Raw genomic sequence first — 16060 nt, forward strand, 5'->3', positions numbered from 1 at the left:
CACGGCCGTGGTCAGCTCACTGACCGCGGTCCCCGACACGGGAACCTCCAACCGGACCGTCATCGAATACGAGACGCTGGGCGCCGTTGCCATGGCCGCTTTCCCCTGCTTTCGCTGTTCTGCGCTTGTTTCGATCGCTTCACCGTGGTTCGCGTCACGAAGACGCGACATGTCCCATGGAGGACGCGACGTTCGATCGTCCCACCTACCGGCGAGTAGGGGGTAACCAGGCCCTCATTCCGGAAGAAAGCTTCCGGAATCTTGTTGGAATCTTGGGAAGACAAAAACCGACGGGCGCCCTTCCGCATAAGGAAGGGCGCCCGTCGGTTCACGAAGAGCGACACCGACCCGCCATGCTCGCCTCGCGGCAAGTGGTCGCTCGTAGCGACGAAGGTTGGGCCCGGGGGCTTGGATCGAGCCGGTGTCGTACCCAGGCTAACAAACAGTCCACGGAACTGATTCCGTGCGGATCGTCCCACCGGGAGAACGGGCCGTACGGGCGGCCGGAACAGGCCGTTCGGCCGCACCGGTCCGGCCATCCGGCCCACGGCGAAAGCCCTGGGCCGGCCCGTTCCGCCCGTCGCCCGCTCAGTCGCGCAGCAGGTCGGGCACCCCGTGCTCGTCCGGGTCGTCCCGCTCGCCCGAGACCACCGTCAGCCGCTGCGTGGCCCGGGTGAGCGCCACGTAGAGCACCCGCAGACCGGCCGGTGACTCGTCGGCGATCCCGGCCGGGGTGACCACGATCGTCGCGTCGTACTCCAGGCCCTTGGCCTCCAGGCTGCCCAGCACCACCACGCGGTCGCTCAGTCCGGCCAGCCACTCCCGGGCCTCGGCCCGGCGGCCCATGGGGACGACCACGCCGACCGTGCCGTCCACGTCCGCCAGCAGGTGCTCGGCCTCCGCGCGCACGGTCGCGGCGAGGCCGTCGCGGGCGACCACGAAGCGGGGCTCGATGCCGGTGGAGCGCACGGCCGAGGGGGACTCCATCCCCGGCATGGCCAGCGCCAGCACCTTCGACGCCAGCTCGGCGATCTCCGCAGGGTTGCGGTAGTTGACCGTGAGCCGGAAGCGGCGGCGGGGGCGGGCGCCCAGCGCCTCGTCCCGGGCGGCGCCGGCCTCGTCGGGGTCGGACCAGGAGGACTGCGCCGCGTCCCCGACGATCGTCCAGGTGGCGTGGCGGCCGCGGCGGCCCACCATCCGCCACTGCATGGGCGTCAGGTCCTGGGCCTCGTCGACGATGACGTGCGCGTAGTCACGGCGCTCCTGCGCCAGCCGCTCGGCGCGCTCGCGACGCGACTCGAAGCGCTGCGGCATCAGCTCCTCAAGGCCGGTGAGCGCGTCGAGCGGGTCGGCCTCGCGGGGCTGCTTGGGGCGGACCGGAACGCCGAGGAGCGTCTCCAGCTCGTCCAGCAGCGCCACGTCGTGCACCGACAGCGGGCCCTTGCCGGCCGGGTCCAGCCGGCGCAGCGAGCGGGCCAGCCGACGGGTCTCGCGGGGGTTGAGGTCCCGGCGGGACCAGCGGCCCAGCCGCTTCTCGTCGGCGAGGCAGGCCAGCACCCGGCGGGGGGTGAGCTCGGGCCACCAGGCGTCGAGGAAACCGATGAAGGAGTCCTCGGTGGTGATGTCCTCGTCGAAGGCCGAGCGGGCCTCGGCGGCGAGCTCGGGGTCGGTGTAGCGGCGGGGGCCGCCGGACCGGGACCACAGGGCGTCGAGGATCAGCCGGCGGGCGCGGGGGCGCAGCAGGTTGATGGGGGCGGTGCCGCCGAGGGCCGCGTTCCGGATGCGCCGCAGGTCGTCGGCCTCCAGCTCGATCCGGGCGCCGAAGGCGACGACGCGCAGCCGCTCGGGCACGGGCGCGCTGGAGCGCGGGACGTCCAGGGCGCCCCGGACCGCCTTGCGCAGCACCTTGACCATGCGGGAGGAGCCCTTGATCCGGGCGACGTCCGGCTCGTCGTAGACCTCGGCCTCGGCGCCGTCGACGAGGTTGCCGACGGCGCGGATGGCGACCTGGCCCTCCTCGCCGAGCGAGGGCAGCACGCCCTCGGTGTAGGCGACGAGCAGCGGGGTCGGCGAGACGACGAGGATGCCGCCCGCGTAGCGCCGGCGGTCCTGGTAGAGGAGGTAGGCGGCTCGGTGGAGGGCGACGGCGGTCTTGCCGGTGCCGGGGCCGCCCTCGACCTCGGTGACCGAGGCGGCGGGGGCCCGGATGACCAGGTCCTGCTCGGCCTGGATGGAGGAGACGATGTCGCGCATCGTGTGGCTGCGGGCCTGGCCGAGCGCGGCCATCAGGGCGCCGTCGCCGACCACCGGCAGGGCGTCCCCGTCGAGGGTGGCGCGCAGCTCCGGGCGGAGCAGGTCGTCCTCGACGCCGAGGACCCGGCGGCCCTTGGAGCGGATGACCCGGCGGCGTACGACCCTGCCGGGGGCCACCGGGGTGGACCGGTAGAACGGCGCGGCGGCCGGGGCCCGCCAGTCGATGACGAGCGGGGAGTAGTCGGCGTCGAGCACGCCGATGCGGCCGATGTGGAGGGTCTCGGCGATCTCGGCGGTGTCGTCGCGTACGGCGTCGTCGGCGGGGTCGACGGAGGTATAGGCGCCGTCGGGGCCCTTCTTGCCGTCCTTGCCGAGGAGGAGGTCGATCCGGCCGAAGAGGAAGTCCTCGAACTCGTTGTTCAGCCGGTTGAGATGCACGCCGGCGCGGAACACCTGGGCGTCGCGCTCGGCGAGCGCTCCGGGGGTGCCGACCTGGCCGCGTTTGGCCGCGTCGTCCATGAGGAACTCCGCCTCGTGGATCTTCTCCTCGAGGCGTCGGTACACCCGGTCGAGATGGTGCTGTTCGGCACCGATCTCACGGTCCCGGATCCCTTCGGACTCCGTCGCCGTCTCTGTCGCCACGTGCGCGTGTGTGGCGTTCTGCGCGGCCACCCAGGCCCCCTTCTGCTGTGCTTAGGGCAGCCGTCAACCGTACGCGAACAGGGGTACTGAGCGCACCTGTCAGGACATGAGGGGTTTGCCACGAGTGTCGGGTGTTGACGGATCGCCCATCTGTCGATCACAGCGGGGCATCACAGCGTCACCGTGGCGAGGTGTTTGCCGTCGAGGGTGCGGATCTCGAAGCGGGCGATGTCCTTCTCGTTGAACGCGACACCGCCGTGGGTGTAGAGGGGCTCCTTCTCCGCCGTCCCCGCCGTGTAGCCCGGGGAGCCGGCGGGAACCCCGCTCTTGTCGCCCTTGTCGATGCCGTAGCCGGCTTCCGGGACCGCCCATGTGGTGGCCACCTGCTCCTGGCCGTTCTTGCCGACGGCGACGAGATCGCAGGTCAGCGGGCCTTTGACATTGCCGAGCTTCAGCGCGACATGGGTGCCCCAGGCCTTGTCCTGGAGGGACACGGTGGCGTTCACCTGGGTGACCGGGTCGGTGCCGCCGTCGTACTTCTCGCCCTGGTCGTACATCTCCTTGGCGGCGCTCACGCCGGTGTGGCCGGGCCCGGTGTCCTGTGCGGTGAGGGCGGCGCCGGCCAGCGGTCCGGCGACGATCAGGGCGACGGCGGCGGCGACGAGCCACAGCCGGCGGGTCCGCTGTGTCCTACGGGTCACGGTGACGTCGTCGAGCAGCCGGTCCAGCAGTTCGGGGCGGGGCTCGGGTGCGAGGGCCGCCGGGCCGGGGGTCGCCTCCTTGAGCTCGCCGAGGAGCGGGGTGAGGCCCATGAGCGTCTCCAGTTCGGTGGCGCACCGGGGGCAGTCGGCGAGGTGCTCCTCAAAACGGGCGGTGTCCGCCTCGTCCAGCACGCCGAGCGCGTAGGCGCCGACGGCGGTGTGCTCGTCGTCCCGCCGCGGGTGCTCATGGTGCGGTGCCGGCCGGTTCATGCCGTCACTCCTCGTTCCTCGAGCGAGAGCCTCATGGAGCGCAGCGCGTAGAACACCCGGGACCGTACGGTCCCGGCCGGTACTCCCAGCACTTCCGCCGCCTCGCTCACGGTACGTCCTTTGAAGTAGGTCTCGATCAGGGCCTCTCTGTGGGCTCGGGAAAGGTCGCCCAGCGCGTCGGAGATCGTCATCAGGCGCAGGGCCCGGTCGATCTCGTCGGCGGCGGGCAGCAGTTCCAGCGGCCCCGGGTCGACCTCGGGGGGCCGGGCCTGGCGGCTGCGGTGGTTGTCGATGACGATGCGCCGGGCGACGGTGATCAGCCAGGGCCGTACGGAGCCGGTGGCGCCGCGCAGCCGGTCGGCGTTGCGCCAGGCGCGCAGCAGTGTCTCCTGGACGACGTCCTCCGCCCGCTGGCGGTCGCCCGCCACGAGCCGGAGGACGAAGGCCAGCAGGGGGCCCGCGTGCTCCTCGTAGAGCGACCGCATCAGGTCCTCGTCGGGACTGGTCCTGTCAGCCACGACGGCATCCTTGCGCAAGCCTTCCCCCTTGGTCGAGAGCGCGGGCCGGGGTGTCGCCGCCGGGTCATGGCCGTGCCGTGGCCCTTCGACCAGGAGTACGGACGGCGGCCGGATCCCGTTCAGCGCCTCAGGCCTTGTCCCCCGCCGCCATGGGTTCGCCGGCGCGGCGGCGGTGCCGGGCCACGCGCTCGCGGTTGCCGCAGACCTCGCTGGAGCACCAGCGTCTGCGGCGGCCGCGGGAGGTGTCGAGATAGATCAGGGGGCAGTTCTCGCCCTCGCAGCGGCGCAGCTGGCCGCGGGCGACGGGGTCGGTGAGCAGGTCGACGGCGTCGCGGGCGACCTGTCCGAGGAGGGCGCCGCAGTCCGGGGCCTCGGCGAGGCGCCGGACGAGCCGCCCGTCGGCGCCCCGGGCGGCCGCGGGCGCGGGCGGCGCGGTGGCGGCGAGGGCGTTCACCCGCTCCAGGTCGGGCCCGGCGGCCCGGCCGTCCCCGTCGAGCTCGGCGTGCACGACGCGCGCGAGCAGCTCCCGGGCGGCCTGGAAACGCGCGAGCCACGCGCCGTCCACGGCGTGGAGCGGCGTGCCCGGCGGGACGACGCCGGTGCCGAGCAGCCATGCCTGTAAGCGCCGGGGGCCGTCGAGCCGGTCCGGTGGCTCGGCGGTGGCCAGCAGGTCCAGGCAGAGCCGCCCGCAGTCGAACCTCAGACCATTCGTGGCCGCCGCGGCCGGTGCCATGCGTCGTCACCTTTCCGTATGGGTGTTCCCCGGTTCCCCGCCGTTACAGGGTGCCCGGTGGGGCGGGCGGCGGGAAGGGGCGGATCACGGGTTTCCGCCAACGGCCCCGGAAGGGGGCGGGTGTTCGAGTGGGGCACGCCGGATGGGGGATGGGGTGGGGCTGCTCGGGTACGGACTTTCGCTCGGATCGCCGGGGGGTTTCCGCCGGACGGTCGGCCTCTCGGCCTACGCCCATCCGGAACGGCCCGTTCGTGGGAGCGTGCTTGATCGCGCCTACGCCCGCGGCCGCGGGTGGGCGCCGTCCCCCGCTCCTACGCGGCTTCTTGGCAGGGCTCTGAGCTGGGCAGCCGTTAGCCCGATGGCCTTATCAGATGCGTACATGTGCACGAGGAGCTGTGCACCCGGGCATACCTGCACAACGTCGAAAGGAAGCAACCGTTACGCCGACCGGCCCCTAGCAGTACGCACAGCGACTTACGGCAATGAGCCATGCCATGTGCCATCCGCCCTGGTCAGCGCCATCCCTCAAGTGGGCTGCCAAAGCGACTGAGGGCCGGCGAGCAACCCACAAACTGCTAGCTTGCACATAGGGACGTCCCCGGATGTCCTGGCGTGCGGGAAGGACATGATCGTGGCTATTCCTGGTGCCGTGGTACAGCGGCAGCAACTTCGCACGGAGCTCAAGAAAGCACGCGCCAAATCCCGGCTCACCCAGCTCCAGGTGGCGGAACGCATGGACTGGAGCCCCTCGAAGCTCATTCGTATCGAGTCCGGTCAGGTGGGCATCTCGACCAATGACCTCCGGGCGCTTCTCCGCGAATACGGGATCACGGATCAGGAGCAGGCGGAGTACTTCCTGGGGCTGGCCCGGGCCAGCCGGAAGATGCCCTACCGGGAGTATCGGGGGCTGCTCGCGAAGCCGTACCTGGACCTGCTCTCGTACGAGATCTCCGCGTCCATCGTGCGTGCCTTTCAACCGCTACTGATTCCAGGTCTGTTGCAGACCGAAGAATACGCGCGGGCATTGAGCCATGCCTTCACTCCGGACCTCTCAGCCGATCAGGTCGACCGTATGATCGAGATCAGGCAGCAGCGTCAGGAGCTACTGGAGAGCGAGGGGCCGCCGGAATTCTTCTTCGTCATCGACGAGGCGGTGATCCACCGGTGGATCGGCGGCCCGGGGGTGATGCGCGGGCAGCTGAACCGCCTCAAGGAAATGGCGGCCCGCCCCGGCATCACCATCCAGGTCGTCCCGTTCAGTGCCGGCGCCCACTCCGGCCTGCAAGGCCCCTTCGTCCTGCTCGAGTTCGACGGGGACATCGACCACATTCTCTATCAGGAGCAGTACGCGGGGGAATCCGTCTTCAGTGACGCGCCGGAAGCCACCGCCGCGTACCTGGAGCGCTTCTGGGAGCTGGAGCGGATGGCACCACCAGAGGATCTCCCCTCATTGATCGACCGGGCGATCGAGGGACTGAGCGACCGTGCGGACACAACTCGCTTGGAGGAGGTCGGCGTGGCGACGTAGCGGAGACCCGTTCCCAGGCGGCAGCCGTACGGCACAGCGGGGTATCCGGTCGGAGACATTGCTATCGGAGTGGTTCGTGAAGAGCACAGTCAGCCCTGCCGCCGTCGCGTCACGGGGACGCACACGCAAGTGGCAGAAAAATGGCCAGTCGTAACGCCAGGCAGCACGCAGCCGACTTCTGGGGCACCGTCAAGATCGTCCTGCGGGAGGTCCTTCCGGACTCTCGCAGGACGCTTCACCTGCTGCTTCTGCTCACCGTGCCACCGCTGATGGTCGTATCGGTACCGATGACGGTGGTGTTTCTCCTGTTGCCCGATCCATCAGCGCTCCTACAGGTGGCACTGTGTTCTTTCGGCTCACTCGCCACCTCGGCGGTCGCCGTACGGGCCGTTCGGCGCCGTTCGCTCACCCTCGGCCGGGCCGCGCGGCTCGGCGACGGGAGTCAGCGCGTGGTGCCGGAGCCATGGGAGGGCGGGACAGCGGACGCCGCCGAGACAGCCACCGACGCACCAGGCTGAGCAAGGTCGGGGCGATCCATCCCGCCGCCAACACCACGACCGCTGCCACCAGGAACTGCACCAGGACCGACCCGCCGGCGACCGAGGCGGCCAGCGCCCCCGCACCGGCGGCGGTCACACCGGAAGCGAGGCCGTACACCGCCCACACGAGCCACCTCACGCCTCGGGGCGGGGCGGCAGGGCCTGTGCTCACCATGACGTCTCCTCTGGCGGAGGGCTCGGTAGGTCCCCAGGTTAGGGGATGAGCTGCCCGGACGTAACCGGACGCATTAATGCAGCACAAGCGGTGACCGATCACAGCATATGCAAGTAAATACCGAGTTTCCTCTGTATTGCGTACGCGACCAGAGCCCCCCTTCCCTGACCGTCATCCGGTTGCCACTCTGGAGGGAAACCGAGCGGGAAGGGGACGCACATGGGTGACCGAACTCCTCGACCACACTGGCGTAGGAGCAGCTTCTGCGCCCCGGAGGACTGCATAGAAGTCGCCCTGACCGATCAAGGAGTACAGGTTCGCGATTCGAATTTGCCGGACCGGCCTGTACTCAGCTTCGAACGAATCGCCTGGACGGAATTCCTCGCCGAGTTACCCACCTCGTCATGAGCCACCGCGTTCACGGCCGGGGGCCCGGAGCGGCGGGCCAGAAGAGCGACTTCGCCCCCGCCACGGCCTCAGCGTCCTCCAGCACCGCTCCCGGTTCGGTTCCCGAGCCCAGCAGTTCCCCGCCCCACCGCATGCCCATGTACGCGGCGGACGCGCGCAGCGAGCCGAGGAGCGGTTCGGCGACCGTGCGGCCGTCGCTGCTCGAGGCGGCGACGGCCCAGAGCGTCGAGCCCCGCATCCGGTCGCGGAAGCGCAGTTCGGGGATGCTCAGCCAGTTGACCCAGTGGTCCAGGTAGAGCTTGGTGCCGGCGGAGACGGAGTACCAGTACACCGGCGAGGCGATCACCAGGTCGGTCGCGTCGAGGGTGGCGTCGAGCAGGAGCTTCTCGTTGCCGGTGGGAGGGGTGAACGTGCGGTCGGCGCTGTGCCGGAGGTCCTCGAACGGGGGCAGCGGATGGTCGCTGAGCCGCAGCCACGTCTGCCGTACGCCGGAGGGCAGTTGGGCTGCCGCCCGGCGCGCCAGCGTCTCCGTGTTGCCGCCCTCGCGGCCGCTGCCCAGCAGGAAGAGAAAGGAGCGCTTAACGTTCTGATCAGCATCCGTCATGAACGGCTACAACAGCGCTCATCTCATCCTCATTCCACGCCATATGACGACCTTATGAAGACGTCATGGCGTCTTCATCAAGGCCGCGTCGGCTTCCGGGAGCCATGCGTCCACGGGCCGTTCCAGCCACCCTCGCGCCCCCGTGAGATCCCGCGCCGCGTGGCGCAGTGCGTCCAGCCCGGGGTGGCGAAGTCCCCGCCGCCACACCATCGCCACGGGTGACAGCGGCACCGGGTCGACCAGGGGCCTCAGCACCATCCCTGACACCTCGATGAACTCCTCACTCGCCAGCACCGCCCAGCCCCGTTTCCGTATGACGCGGACGAACTCCTCCTCGCCCTCGATCCCGGGGAACGGCTCCGCGACGGCGATGCCCCGGCCGGCGAAGAGCCGCTCCGCGAGGCCGGTCCACTCCGCCGTGTCGGGGTTGCCCGCGCCGGCGTAGAGCGTCTCGCCCCGCAGCGCGTCCAGCGGTACCCGGTCCCGGGCCGCCAGAGGGTGGTCGTCGGGCAGCAGTACGGTCATCCGCTCCAGCCGTACGGGCAGGTGCTCCAGCCCGGCCCGGACGTCCGCGGGGAGGCCGGCGATCCGGCCGAAGGAAACGTCGAGCCGGCCGGCGAGGATCCGTTCGGCCGCCCCGGTGAGGCCGGAGCGGTAGCGGGCCACCAGTTCCAGCCGGGGTGCCGTCCGACGGGCCTCCGTCAGCACCCGCCGGCCGGTGCTGACCGGACCGCCGACATCCACGAGCAGGGGGCGGCTCTCCCCCGCGCACGCCGCCGCGAACTCCTCGTACGCGGCGAGGACCCGGCGTGCGTACGGCAGCAGCCGCTCCCCCTCGGCGGTGAGCGCGACCGCGCGTGTGGTCCGGGAGAACAACTCGGCGCCCACCTCGCGCTCCAGCCGCCGGATGTCACGGCTGAGCGCCTGCTGGGCGAGGTACAACCGCGCGGCGGCGCGCGTGAAATGGAGCTCCTCGGCCACGGTCACGAAGGCGCGGAGCAACCGGGGTCCGGCATCGAAGGCGGTGTACGGCTCGGGCACGCACGGCAGTTAACAACACACGCGCGTGAATGGCCACCGATCAGGTGTTGGACCCCGGCCCCCACCTGCGGCGACCGTGGAGACATGATCCGCTTCCTCGCCGCTCCCCCGACCTGGACCGAACCGACCTGGACCGAGCCGGCCGGGCCCGTACGCCCCGCCCTCCGCACCCGGCTCCGCCGCGCCCTGGGCCGTGCACGCCGGGGCGCTCGGTGAGGCCTGGGCGCTCAGTGACGGCTGGGCGCTCAGTGAGCCGTCGCCCGCCCCCGTCGGCGCACCAGCAGCACCACGGCCCCCGTCCCGGCGGCCAGCACCGCGAGCCCCGCGCCCGTCCCCGCGACGATCACCGCGGGGCCGGGGCCGTCGTCGCCGACCGCCTTCGCCGCGAGGGCCCCGACCGCCGCGCCGGTGATCTGGAGGTTTCCGGTCCGCTTCACCCGGCCGTGGTGGCTGATCACGGTCACGGGGTAGCGGCCCGGCTCCAGCCCCACCCGGACCCGGGCGGGGCCGTAGTAACGGGGGTCGTCGCCGTCGCTCGCCTTGCTTTCGTCGCGCCGCAGCGGAACCGGGCGTTCGAAGGCGGGCGAGGTCGCCGTGAGCCGGTCGTCCTCGCCGGGGTCGGGGGCGGCGTCGCGCCACAGGACGTTCACCGTGCCGCCCGCCGGGACCCGGTGGCCGTACGCGCGGGCGGTCTCCGGGCGGCCCTCGAAGGAGAAGAAGGCGGGGCCGCGCGCCCTGCCCACGTAGTCGCCGTCGCCGGGACGGGCGGCCCGGACTACGAGCGGCTTCGCGTCGACGCGCCGGCCGCCGGGCGCCGTCAGCGTCACCTTGTACGTGCCGTCCTTGGCGTCCGGCGGCACGGAGACCAGGGCCGTGAACATCCGGGGGTTGTTCCAGTGGGTGCCCCGCGGGTCGTGGACCAGCGGGATCGCGGCGGGGAGCAGCGGTGAGGCGATGGCGAAGGAATCGCCCGTCTCCCCCGGGTAGAGATCGTCGTACGAGACGCCCAGCTGCTCCCCGGGCCGCAGCACGTCGTCCTTGACGCCCACCCGGAACTCCGGCCGTCGCGCGGCCCTGATCTCCACCTGTTCCTCGGCCACGACCCGCCCGCCGGCATGCACGCGCAGCGGATACGTCCCGGGCCTGGCCCGCGCCGAGACGGCGGGCCGCGCGTGCAGTCCCGAGCCGCCGCCCCGGCCCGCGGCGCCGGGGTCGTCGTAGGGGTCGAGCCGTACCCGGCGGTCGAAGACGGGCGAGGTGACGGTGGCGCCGGAGGCGGCCCGCAGCCCCCGGACGTCGATGTCGATCAGTTCCCCGGGCCGGTTGTCGAAGGCCCCGTTGAGCAGCACCTGCACCCCGCCGGGGTCCCCCCGGGTCCCCCGGGGCCCGTCCTGCGCGACGGCCGCGGCGGCCCCTCCCAGCCACAGCGTGCCCGTGCCCACCACGGCGACAGCAGTTCGTGTCCAGTTCACCGGCCACCCCCTATGTCACCCAGGAAGAGGGCTCGTCCGGCCCCCCGGTTGCACGGCGGCTACCCTTCCGCGCGTGAGCGACGAAGCAAACAAAGCAAGCGAAGCGAGCAACACCACTACAAACCGTAGCTATGAACTCGGCCCGGGTGTACCGGCGACGGAGACCTACCGCGCCCTGCGCGCCGCGACGGGCCTCGGCGCGAAATCGGTCGAAGGATCGGCCGTCGGGCTCCCGAACACCTGGTACGGGGTGCTGGTCCGGGAGGAGGGGAACCCCGAGCCGGTGGGCATGGGCCGGATCGTCGGGGACGGCGGCTGCCACCTCCAGATCGTGGACATCTGCGTGCTGCCCGAGCACCAGGGCCAGGGCCTGGGAAAGCGGATCATGGAGGCCCTGACGGCCGAACTGGAGCGCCGGGCGCCGGAGGGCGCCTATGTCTCCCTGATAGCGGACGGGGACGCCCGCCACCTCTACGCGAAGTTCGGCTGGACCGAGGTGGCCCCGGTGTCGGTGGGCATGGCGCGGTTGTTCTAGCCGCGCCTTTCCAGGGCGCTGCTGCCGCGCGGCAGCAGCGCGCGGCAGCAGAAAAGCGTACGGCCCGCGAGTCAGACTCGCGGGCCGTACGCCTACATGGGATGAGTGGAGATGGCGGGAATCGAACCCGCGTCCAACGGTGCGGAATCAGGGCTTCTCCGTGTGCAGTTCGCTGCGATTTTCTCGGCCCCGGAGATCACGCGAACAAGTCTCCGACGGGCTCAGCCACTGTTTGATTTCCCACCAGGCCCCGTGGCCGGGCCTAGTGGTTTAGTCCCCTAGCTGATGCCAGGATCCGGGTCGGGAACAGCCCCGGGCTGACACTTCGCAAGTCGCTACTTAGGCAGCGAGGGCGAAGGAATCGCGCTTGGTGTTGGCGATTATTGGTTGCGACATATGGTTTACGAGATCATTGCCGCTTCCTCGACACGCTTCCCCTGCTTCGACATCCGCTGTCGAAACCGATCATCCCCATGTTGTTTTTTCAAGGTGCGCACCCGGTACCACCCGGTGTGCCGCATTGCCCATCGTACTGGAACGACGCCGGGCGGGGCCAGCGTATTCCCGCAGGCTAGCCCCGGGCCGCCGCTGCCGACGTCCGCTGCCGGCGCCGCGCCGCCGCGATCGCGCGGTTCGACTCGCGGGTGTCCTGCTTCTCGCGGAGCGTCTGCCGCTTGTCGTACTCCTTCTTGCCCTTCGCCAGGGCGATCTCGACCTTGGCCCGGCCGTCCTTGAAGTACAGGACCAGCGGGATGATCGTGTGGCCCGTCTCGTCCGCCTTGGAGGCCAGCTTGTCGATCTCCGCGCGGTGCATCAGCAGCTTCCGCTTGCGCCGCGCGCTGTGGTTGGTCCACGTCCCCTGGGCGTACTCGGGGATGTGGGCGTTGTGCAGCCAGGCCTCGCCGCCGTCGATCTGGACGAAGCCGTCGACCAGCGAGGAGCGACCCTGGCGCAGCGACTTGACCTCGGTGCCGGTGAGCACCAGGCCGCACTCGTAGGTGGTCAGGAGGTGGTAGTCGTGACGCGCCTTCTTGTTCTGCGCGACGATCTTCCGGCCCGACTCTTTCTTGTCCTTGTCTTTAGCCATAGCACCGTCATTCTCGCACTACGCCCCGCCTCCGAGGCCACTCAATACTCTCCGGCCCCGCGCCTCGGCGTCCCCCTCCCCGCCGTCCCCGGCCGGTCCCCGCACGGCCAGGTCGGGGGTGATCCCGGTGCCGTCGACCGCCCGGCCCGCCGGGGTGCGGTAGTGGCCGACGGTGAGCTCGGCGACGGAGCCGTCCGCGAGCCGGCTGGGCATCTGGACCGAGCCCTTGCCGAAGGTCCGGGAGCCGACGACGACCGTGCGCCCCCGGTCCTGGAGCGCCCCGGTCAGCAGCTCGGCGGCGCTCATGGTGCCGCCGTCGACGAGGACGACGAGGGGGCGGCGGGTGTCCCCGCCCGGCTCGGCCCACAGGGCGTGCCGGCTGCCGCGCACGTCGTACGTGGCGACGAGCCCGCCGTCGAGGAACGCGGAGGCGGCCGTGACGGCCTCGGTGACCAGCCCGCCGGAGTTCCCGCGCAGGTCCAGCAGGATCCCCTCGCCGGGCGCGGCCTCCCGGACCGCCTCCCGGACCCGCTCGCCGGTGCCCCGGGTGAAGGAGCTGATCTTGATCAGCGTGGCCGGGAGGGCGCCCGCCGGCCCGTCGTCGCGCCGCTCGACCTCGACGCTCTCGGTGAGCAGTCGCTCGCGGCGCAGCGTCCGCTCCCAGCGCTCCGCGCCGCGCTGGATGCCCAGGCGGACGGTCGTACCGGAGGCGGAGACGGGCCACGAGCCGAGGGAGCGGCCGTCGCCGCGCAGCAGGGAGACGACCTCCGTCACGGGACGGCCGGTGACGTCCGCGCCGTCGACGGTCAGGAGCCGGTCGCCGGGGGCGATGCCGGCCCGCTCGGCGGGGCCGTCGGGGCGCACCCCGTCGACCTCCATCCGGCCGCCCTCCACCCGCCGGGCGGTGAGGCCCACGCCGACGTACGCGCCGTCGAGGGCGAGCGCGAACCCTTCGTACTCCCGGGGGGTGTAGACGGCGCTCCAGGCGTCGCCGCTGCGGCTCAGCAGCTCGGCCGCGGCCTCCGAGCCGGACTTGCCGTCCTCCACGGCCCGCTCGGCGGCGGCCTCCACGGCGCGGCGGTCGACGGCGTGCCGGTCGGCGGCGCGGGGACCCGCGGCACTCCGGCCGACGGCCCCGTGGAGCACCTGCCGCTCGCCGTGCTCCCCCGCCGGGGGCCGGACCTGCCGCCCGTCGGCGACCCCCCACGCGGCGGTCGCGGCGCCCGCCGCCAGCGCCCCCATGAAGACCAACGTCAGCGCGGCCCCGCGCCTGGCGCGGCGCGGCGGTACGAACAACGTCGGGCCGGGCATGCGCGTGAGTCTAGGACACCGAAGGGCGCCGTACGGGGAGTTGACCGTACGGCGCCCTTGACTGTTCCACGCCTCTCTACAGCTTCTGCACCTTCCCGCCCCTTCGGGCGCCCTACACCTTCAGGTACTTCCGCAGGGCGACGAACGCGGCCAGCGCGGGCATCAGCAGCCCGATGGCGATCACCAGGGGCATCTTGGCGAAGACGGCGTCCCAGCCGATGAACTGGATCACGTCGATCTGGTGCGCCAGCCAGTTGTTGACCAGGAAGTACTGGACGCAGACCAGCAGGACACAGGCCAGTCCGGCGCCGAGCAGCCCTGCGAAGGCGGCCTCCATGATGAAGGGCGTCTGGATGTAGAAGCTGGACGCGCCGACCAGCCGCATGATCCCGGTCTCCCGGCGCCGGCTGAAGGCCGAGACCCGGACCGTATTGATGATCAGCATCAGGGCGACCACCAGCATCAGCGCCATCACGCCCAGGGCCGCGAGGTTCATGCCGTTGAGCAGGTTGAGCAGGGGCTCCAGGGTCTTGCGCTGGTCCTCCACCTCCTGGACGCCGGGCCGCTGGGAGAAGGCGCTGGAGACCACCCGGTACTTGGCGGGGTCCTTCAGCTTGACGCGGAAGGCCTCCTGCATCTGGTCGGGGGTGAGGAAGGGCACGATCGGGGAATTGCCGAACTGCTCCTTGTAGTGCTTGAACGCCTCGTCGGCCGTCTCGAACCGGACCGACTGGACGACCGGCATCTTCTCCAGGTCGGCCTTGATCTCCTTCTTCTGGTCCTCGGTGACCGCACCCTTGGCACAGGCGCCGCCCTGGCTCTGGGCGTCGTTCTTGTTGCAGAGGTAGATCGAGACGTTGACCTTGTCGTACCAGTAACCCTTCATCGTGCCGACCTGCTCACGCATGAGCAGGGAACCGCCGAACAGGGCGAGCGACAGCGCGACGGAGACGATCACCGCGAAGGTCATCGTGAGATTGCGGCGGAGACCGACGCCGATCTCCGACATGACGAACTGGGCGCGCATGGCGTCCTTTCAGTGCCCTCGGGCGGTTTCAGTGCTGGTAGCCGTAGACGCCGCGCGACTGGTCGCGCACGAGACGGCCCTGTTCGAGTTCGATGACGCGCTTGCGCATCTGGTCCACGATCTGCTGGTCGTGGGTGGCCATGATGACCGTGGTGCCGGTCCGGTTGATCCGGTCCAGCAGCTTCATGATGCCGACGGAGGTCTGCGGGTCCAGGTTTCCGGTGGGCTCGTCGGCGATCAGCAGCCGCGGCCGGTTGACGAACGCGCGGGCGATCGCGACACGCTGCTGCTCGCCGCCGGAGAGCTCGCCGGGCATCCGCTGCTCCTTGCCGCCGAGCCCCACCAGCTCCAGGACCTGGGGCACGGCCTTGCGGATCTCGCCCCGGGGCTTCCCGATGACCTCCAGGGCGAAGGCGACGTTCTCCGCGACGGTCTTGGTGGGCAGCAGCCGGAAGTCCTGGAACACCGTGCCCAACTGGCGGCGCATGTGAGGCACTTTCCAGTTCGAGAGCCGGGCGAGGTCCTTGCCCAGAACATGCACCTGACCGTGGGTGGCCCGCTCCTCGCGCAGCAGCAGCCGTAGGAAGGTCGACTTCCCGGAGCCGGAGGAACCGACCAGGAAGACGAACTCGCCCTTCTCGATCTCGAGCGAGACGTCCCGGAGAGCCGGACGGTTCTGCTTTGGGTAGGACTTGGAGACGTTGTCGAATCGGATCACGAGTGCACCACGTGTCGGCCTGGAGGGCGGCACGGAACGCCGCGTTCGCGGCTCCCGTCGGTGTGCGTGACCATACCGAACCGCCCGTGCACGCGCAGTCGGCCTCGGTAGTCAACGGGACAATTGGGTTCCATTTCGCGCTTCACCGGGCCGGCCGCGCCGGACGGCGGTAAAGCTGGCACAGTGGTAAGGGGAACCGCACCACGTTCCCGCGCGTTGGACGTACCGGAGGAGGACTTCGCATGACATGCGACCGACTGGTGTGCGCCAACTGCGCGGCCCCTGTCAATGAGGGCAGGTGCCCGGTCTGCCGGGCGAGCCGCGAGCGGTTGCAGCACCAGGAAGGCATCTTCGGCGGCCTCACGCCGGCCGCGCTGATCGCGCTGCTGGTGGTGCTCGTCGCTCTTGCCGTGCTCGCGCGCGGATTCACAGGGTAGCGACCCGGTCGCTCTCCGATATCGATACCGATGCTTGAATACTGATGCTTATGGGCCGGGG

16 protein-coding genes and 1 other RNA gene are annotated in these 16060 nt (G+C 71.0%); 5 read left to right on the top strand and 12 right to left on the bottom strand.

The genetic code is table 11. The features are described 5' to 3' along the window. Positions 1-588 precede the first annotated feature (588 nt). From AB0E98_RS32040 to AB0E98_RS32055, 4 genes are all read right to left on the bottom strand, one after another. Positions 589-2895, bottom strand: coding sequence for a UvrD-helicase domain-containing protein (locus AB0E98_RS32040; protein WP_361709579.1), 2307 nt, complete (start codon positions 2893-2895; stop codon positions 589-591). A gap of 170 nt (positions 2896-3065) precedes the next feature. After that, positions 3066-3866, bottom strand: a complete 801-nt coding sequence (locus tag AB0E98_RS32045) for a zf-HC2 domain-containing protein (protein WP_361709582.1) — start codon at positions 3864-3866, stop codon at positions 3066-3068. After that, on the bottom strand, positions 3863-4384 hold the full coding sequence (locus AB0E98_RS32050) for a sigma-70 family RNA polymerase sigma factor (RefSeq protein ID WP_361709584.1): 522 nt from the start codon (positions 4382-4384) through the stop codon (positions 3863-3865). The genes AB0E98_RS32045 and AB0E98_RS32050 overlap by 4 nt, the downstream gene beginning before the upstream one ends. A gap of 127 nt (positions 4385-4511) precedes the next feature. Next, the gene (locus AB0E98_RS32055; protein WP_361709586.1) at positions 4512-5117 is read right to left on the bottom strand and encodes an ABATE domain-containing protein; all 606 of its coding nucleotides are present in this window, start codon (positions 5115-5117) and stop codon (positions 4512-4514) included. A 631-nt stretch (positions 5118-5748) separates the two neighbouring features. On the opposite strand from AB0E98_RS32055, the gene AB0E98_RS32060 reads away from it, so the two are divergent. From AB0E98_RS32060 to AB0E98_RS32070, 3 genes are all read left to right on the top strand, one after another. Further along, on the top strand, positions 5749-6645 hold the full coding sequence (locus AB0E98_RS32060; protein ID WP_361709587.1) for a helix-turn-helix transcriptional regulator: 897 nt from the start codon (positions 5749-5751) through the stop codon (positions 6643-6645). A gap of 140 nt (positions 6646-6785) precedes the next feature. Beyond that, positions 6786-7163 (top strand): hypothetical protein, encoded by a 378-nt coding sequence (locus AB0E98_RS32065; RefSeq protein ID WP_361709590.1) that lies wholly within the window; start codon positions 6786-6788, stop codon positions 7161-7163. A 415-nt stretch (positions 7164-7578) separates the two neighbouring features. Then, positions 7579-7767 (top strand): DUF397 domain-containing protein, encoded by a 189-nt coding sequence (locus AB0E98_RS32070; protein ID WP_361709593.1) that lies wholly within the window; start codon positions 7579-7581, stop codon positions 7765-7767. A 10-nt stretch (positions 7768-7777) separates the two neighbouring features. Here the strand turns inward: AB0E98_RS32070 and AB0E98_RS32075 are convergent, their stop codons facing one another. The 3 genes from AB0E98_RS32075 to AB0E98_RS32085 all read right to left on the bottom strand — a co-directional run bounded on the left by AB0E98_RS32075 (position 7778) and on the right by AB0E98_RS32085 (position 10884). Next, entirely contained in the window at positions 7778-8371 is a 594-nt protein-coding gene (locus AB0E98_RS32075; protein ID WP_361709595.1) for an NAD(P)H-dependent oxidoreductase, read from the bottom strand. A 63-nt stretch (positions 8372-8434) separates the two neighbouring features. Then, positions 8435-9412 (bottom strand): LysR family transcriptional regulator, encoded by a 978-nt coding sequence (locus tag AB0E98_RS32080; protein WP_361709598.1) that lies wholly within the window; start codon positions 9410-9412, stop codon positions 8435-8437. 245 nt (positions 9413-9657) lie between these two features. Further along, on the bottom strand, positions 9658-10884 hold the full coding sequence (locus AB0E98_RS32085; RefSeq protein WP_361709601.1) for a hypothetical protein: 1227 nt from the start codon (positions 10882-10884) through the stop codon (positions 9658-9660). Positions 10885-10957: 73 nt separating this feature from the next. On the opposite strand from AB0E98_RS32085, the gene AB0E98_RS32090 reads away from it, so the two are divergent. Further along, a complete protein-coding gene (locus AB0E98_RS32090; RefSeq protein ID WP_361709604.1) occupies positions 10958-11419 on the top strand; it encodes a GNAT family N-acetyltransferase in 462 nt (153 codons plus the stop codon). Positions 11420-11522: 103 nt separating this feature from the next. On the opposite strand, the gene ssrA is transcribed toward AB0E98_RS32090, so the two are convergent. From ssrA to ftsE, 5 genes are all read right to left on the bottom strand, one after another. Continuing rightward, positions 11523-11892: a transfer-messenger RNA gene (gene ssrA, locus AB0E98_RS32095) on the bottom strand. 98 nt (positions 11893-11990) lie between these two features. Further along, a complete protein-coding gene (gene smpB / locus AB0E98_RS32100; RefSeq protein ID WP_361709607.1) occupies positions 11991-12506 on the bottom strand; it encodes an SsrA-binding protein SmpB in 516 nt (171 codons plus the stop codon). A gap of 18 nt (positions 12507-12524) precedes the next feature. Then, the gene (locus tag AB0E98_RS32105; RefSeq protein ID WP_361709610.1) at positions 12525-13817 is read right to left on the bottom strand and encodes a S41 family peptidase; all 1293 of its coding nucleotides are present in this window, start codon (positions 13815-13817) and stop codon (positions 12525-12527) included. 112 nt (positions 13818-13929) lie between these two features. Beyond that, a complete protein-coding gene (gene ftsX, locus AB0E98_RS32110; RefSeq protein WP_361709612.1) occupies positions 13930-14844 on the bottom strand; it encodes a permease-like cell division protein FtsX in 915 nt (304 codons plus the stop codon). Positions 14845-14872: 28 nt separating this feature from the next. Continuing rightward, complete coding sequence (ftsE, locus tag AB0E98_RS32115) at positions 14873-15562, bottom strand: cell division ATP-binding protein FtsE (RefSeq protein WP_361709615.1); 690 nt, start codon at positions 15560-15562, stop codon at positions 14873-14875. Positions 15563-15804: 242 nt separating this feature from the next. Between ftsE and AB0E98_RS32120 the strand changes: the two genes are divergently transcribed. Next, on the top strand, positions 15805-15999 hold the full coding sequence (locus AB0E98_RS32120; protein ID WP_311615800.1) for a hypothetical protein: 195 nt from the start codon (positions 15805-15807) through the stop codon (positions 15997-15999). The last annotated feature ends 61 nt before the right edge of the window (positions 16000-16060 follow it).

It is taken from the genome of Streptomyces sp. NPDC037389, assembly GCF_040636475.1.
Lineage (GTDB): Bacteria > Actinomycetota > Actinomycetes > Streptomycetales > Streptomycetaceae > Streptomyces > Streptomyces hesseae.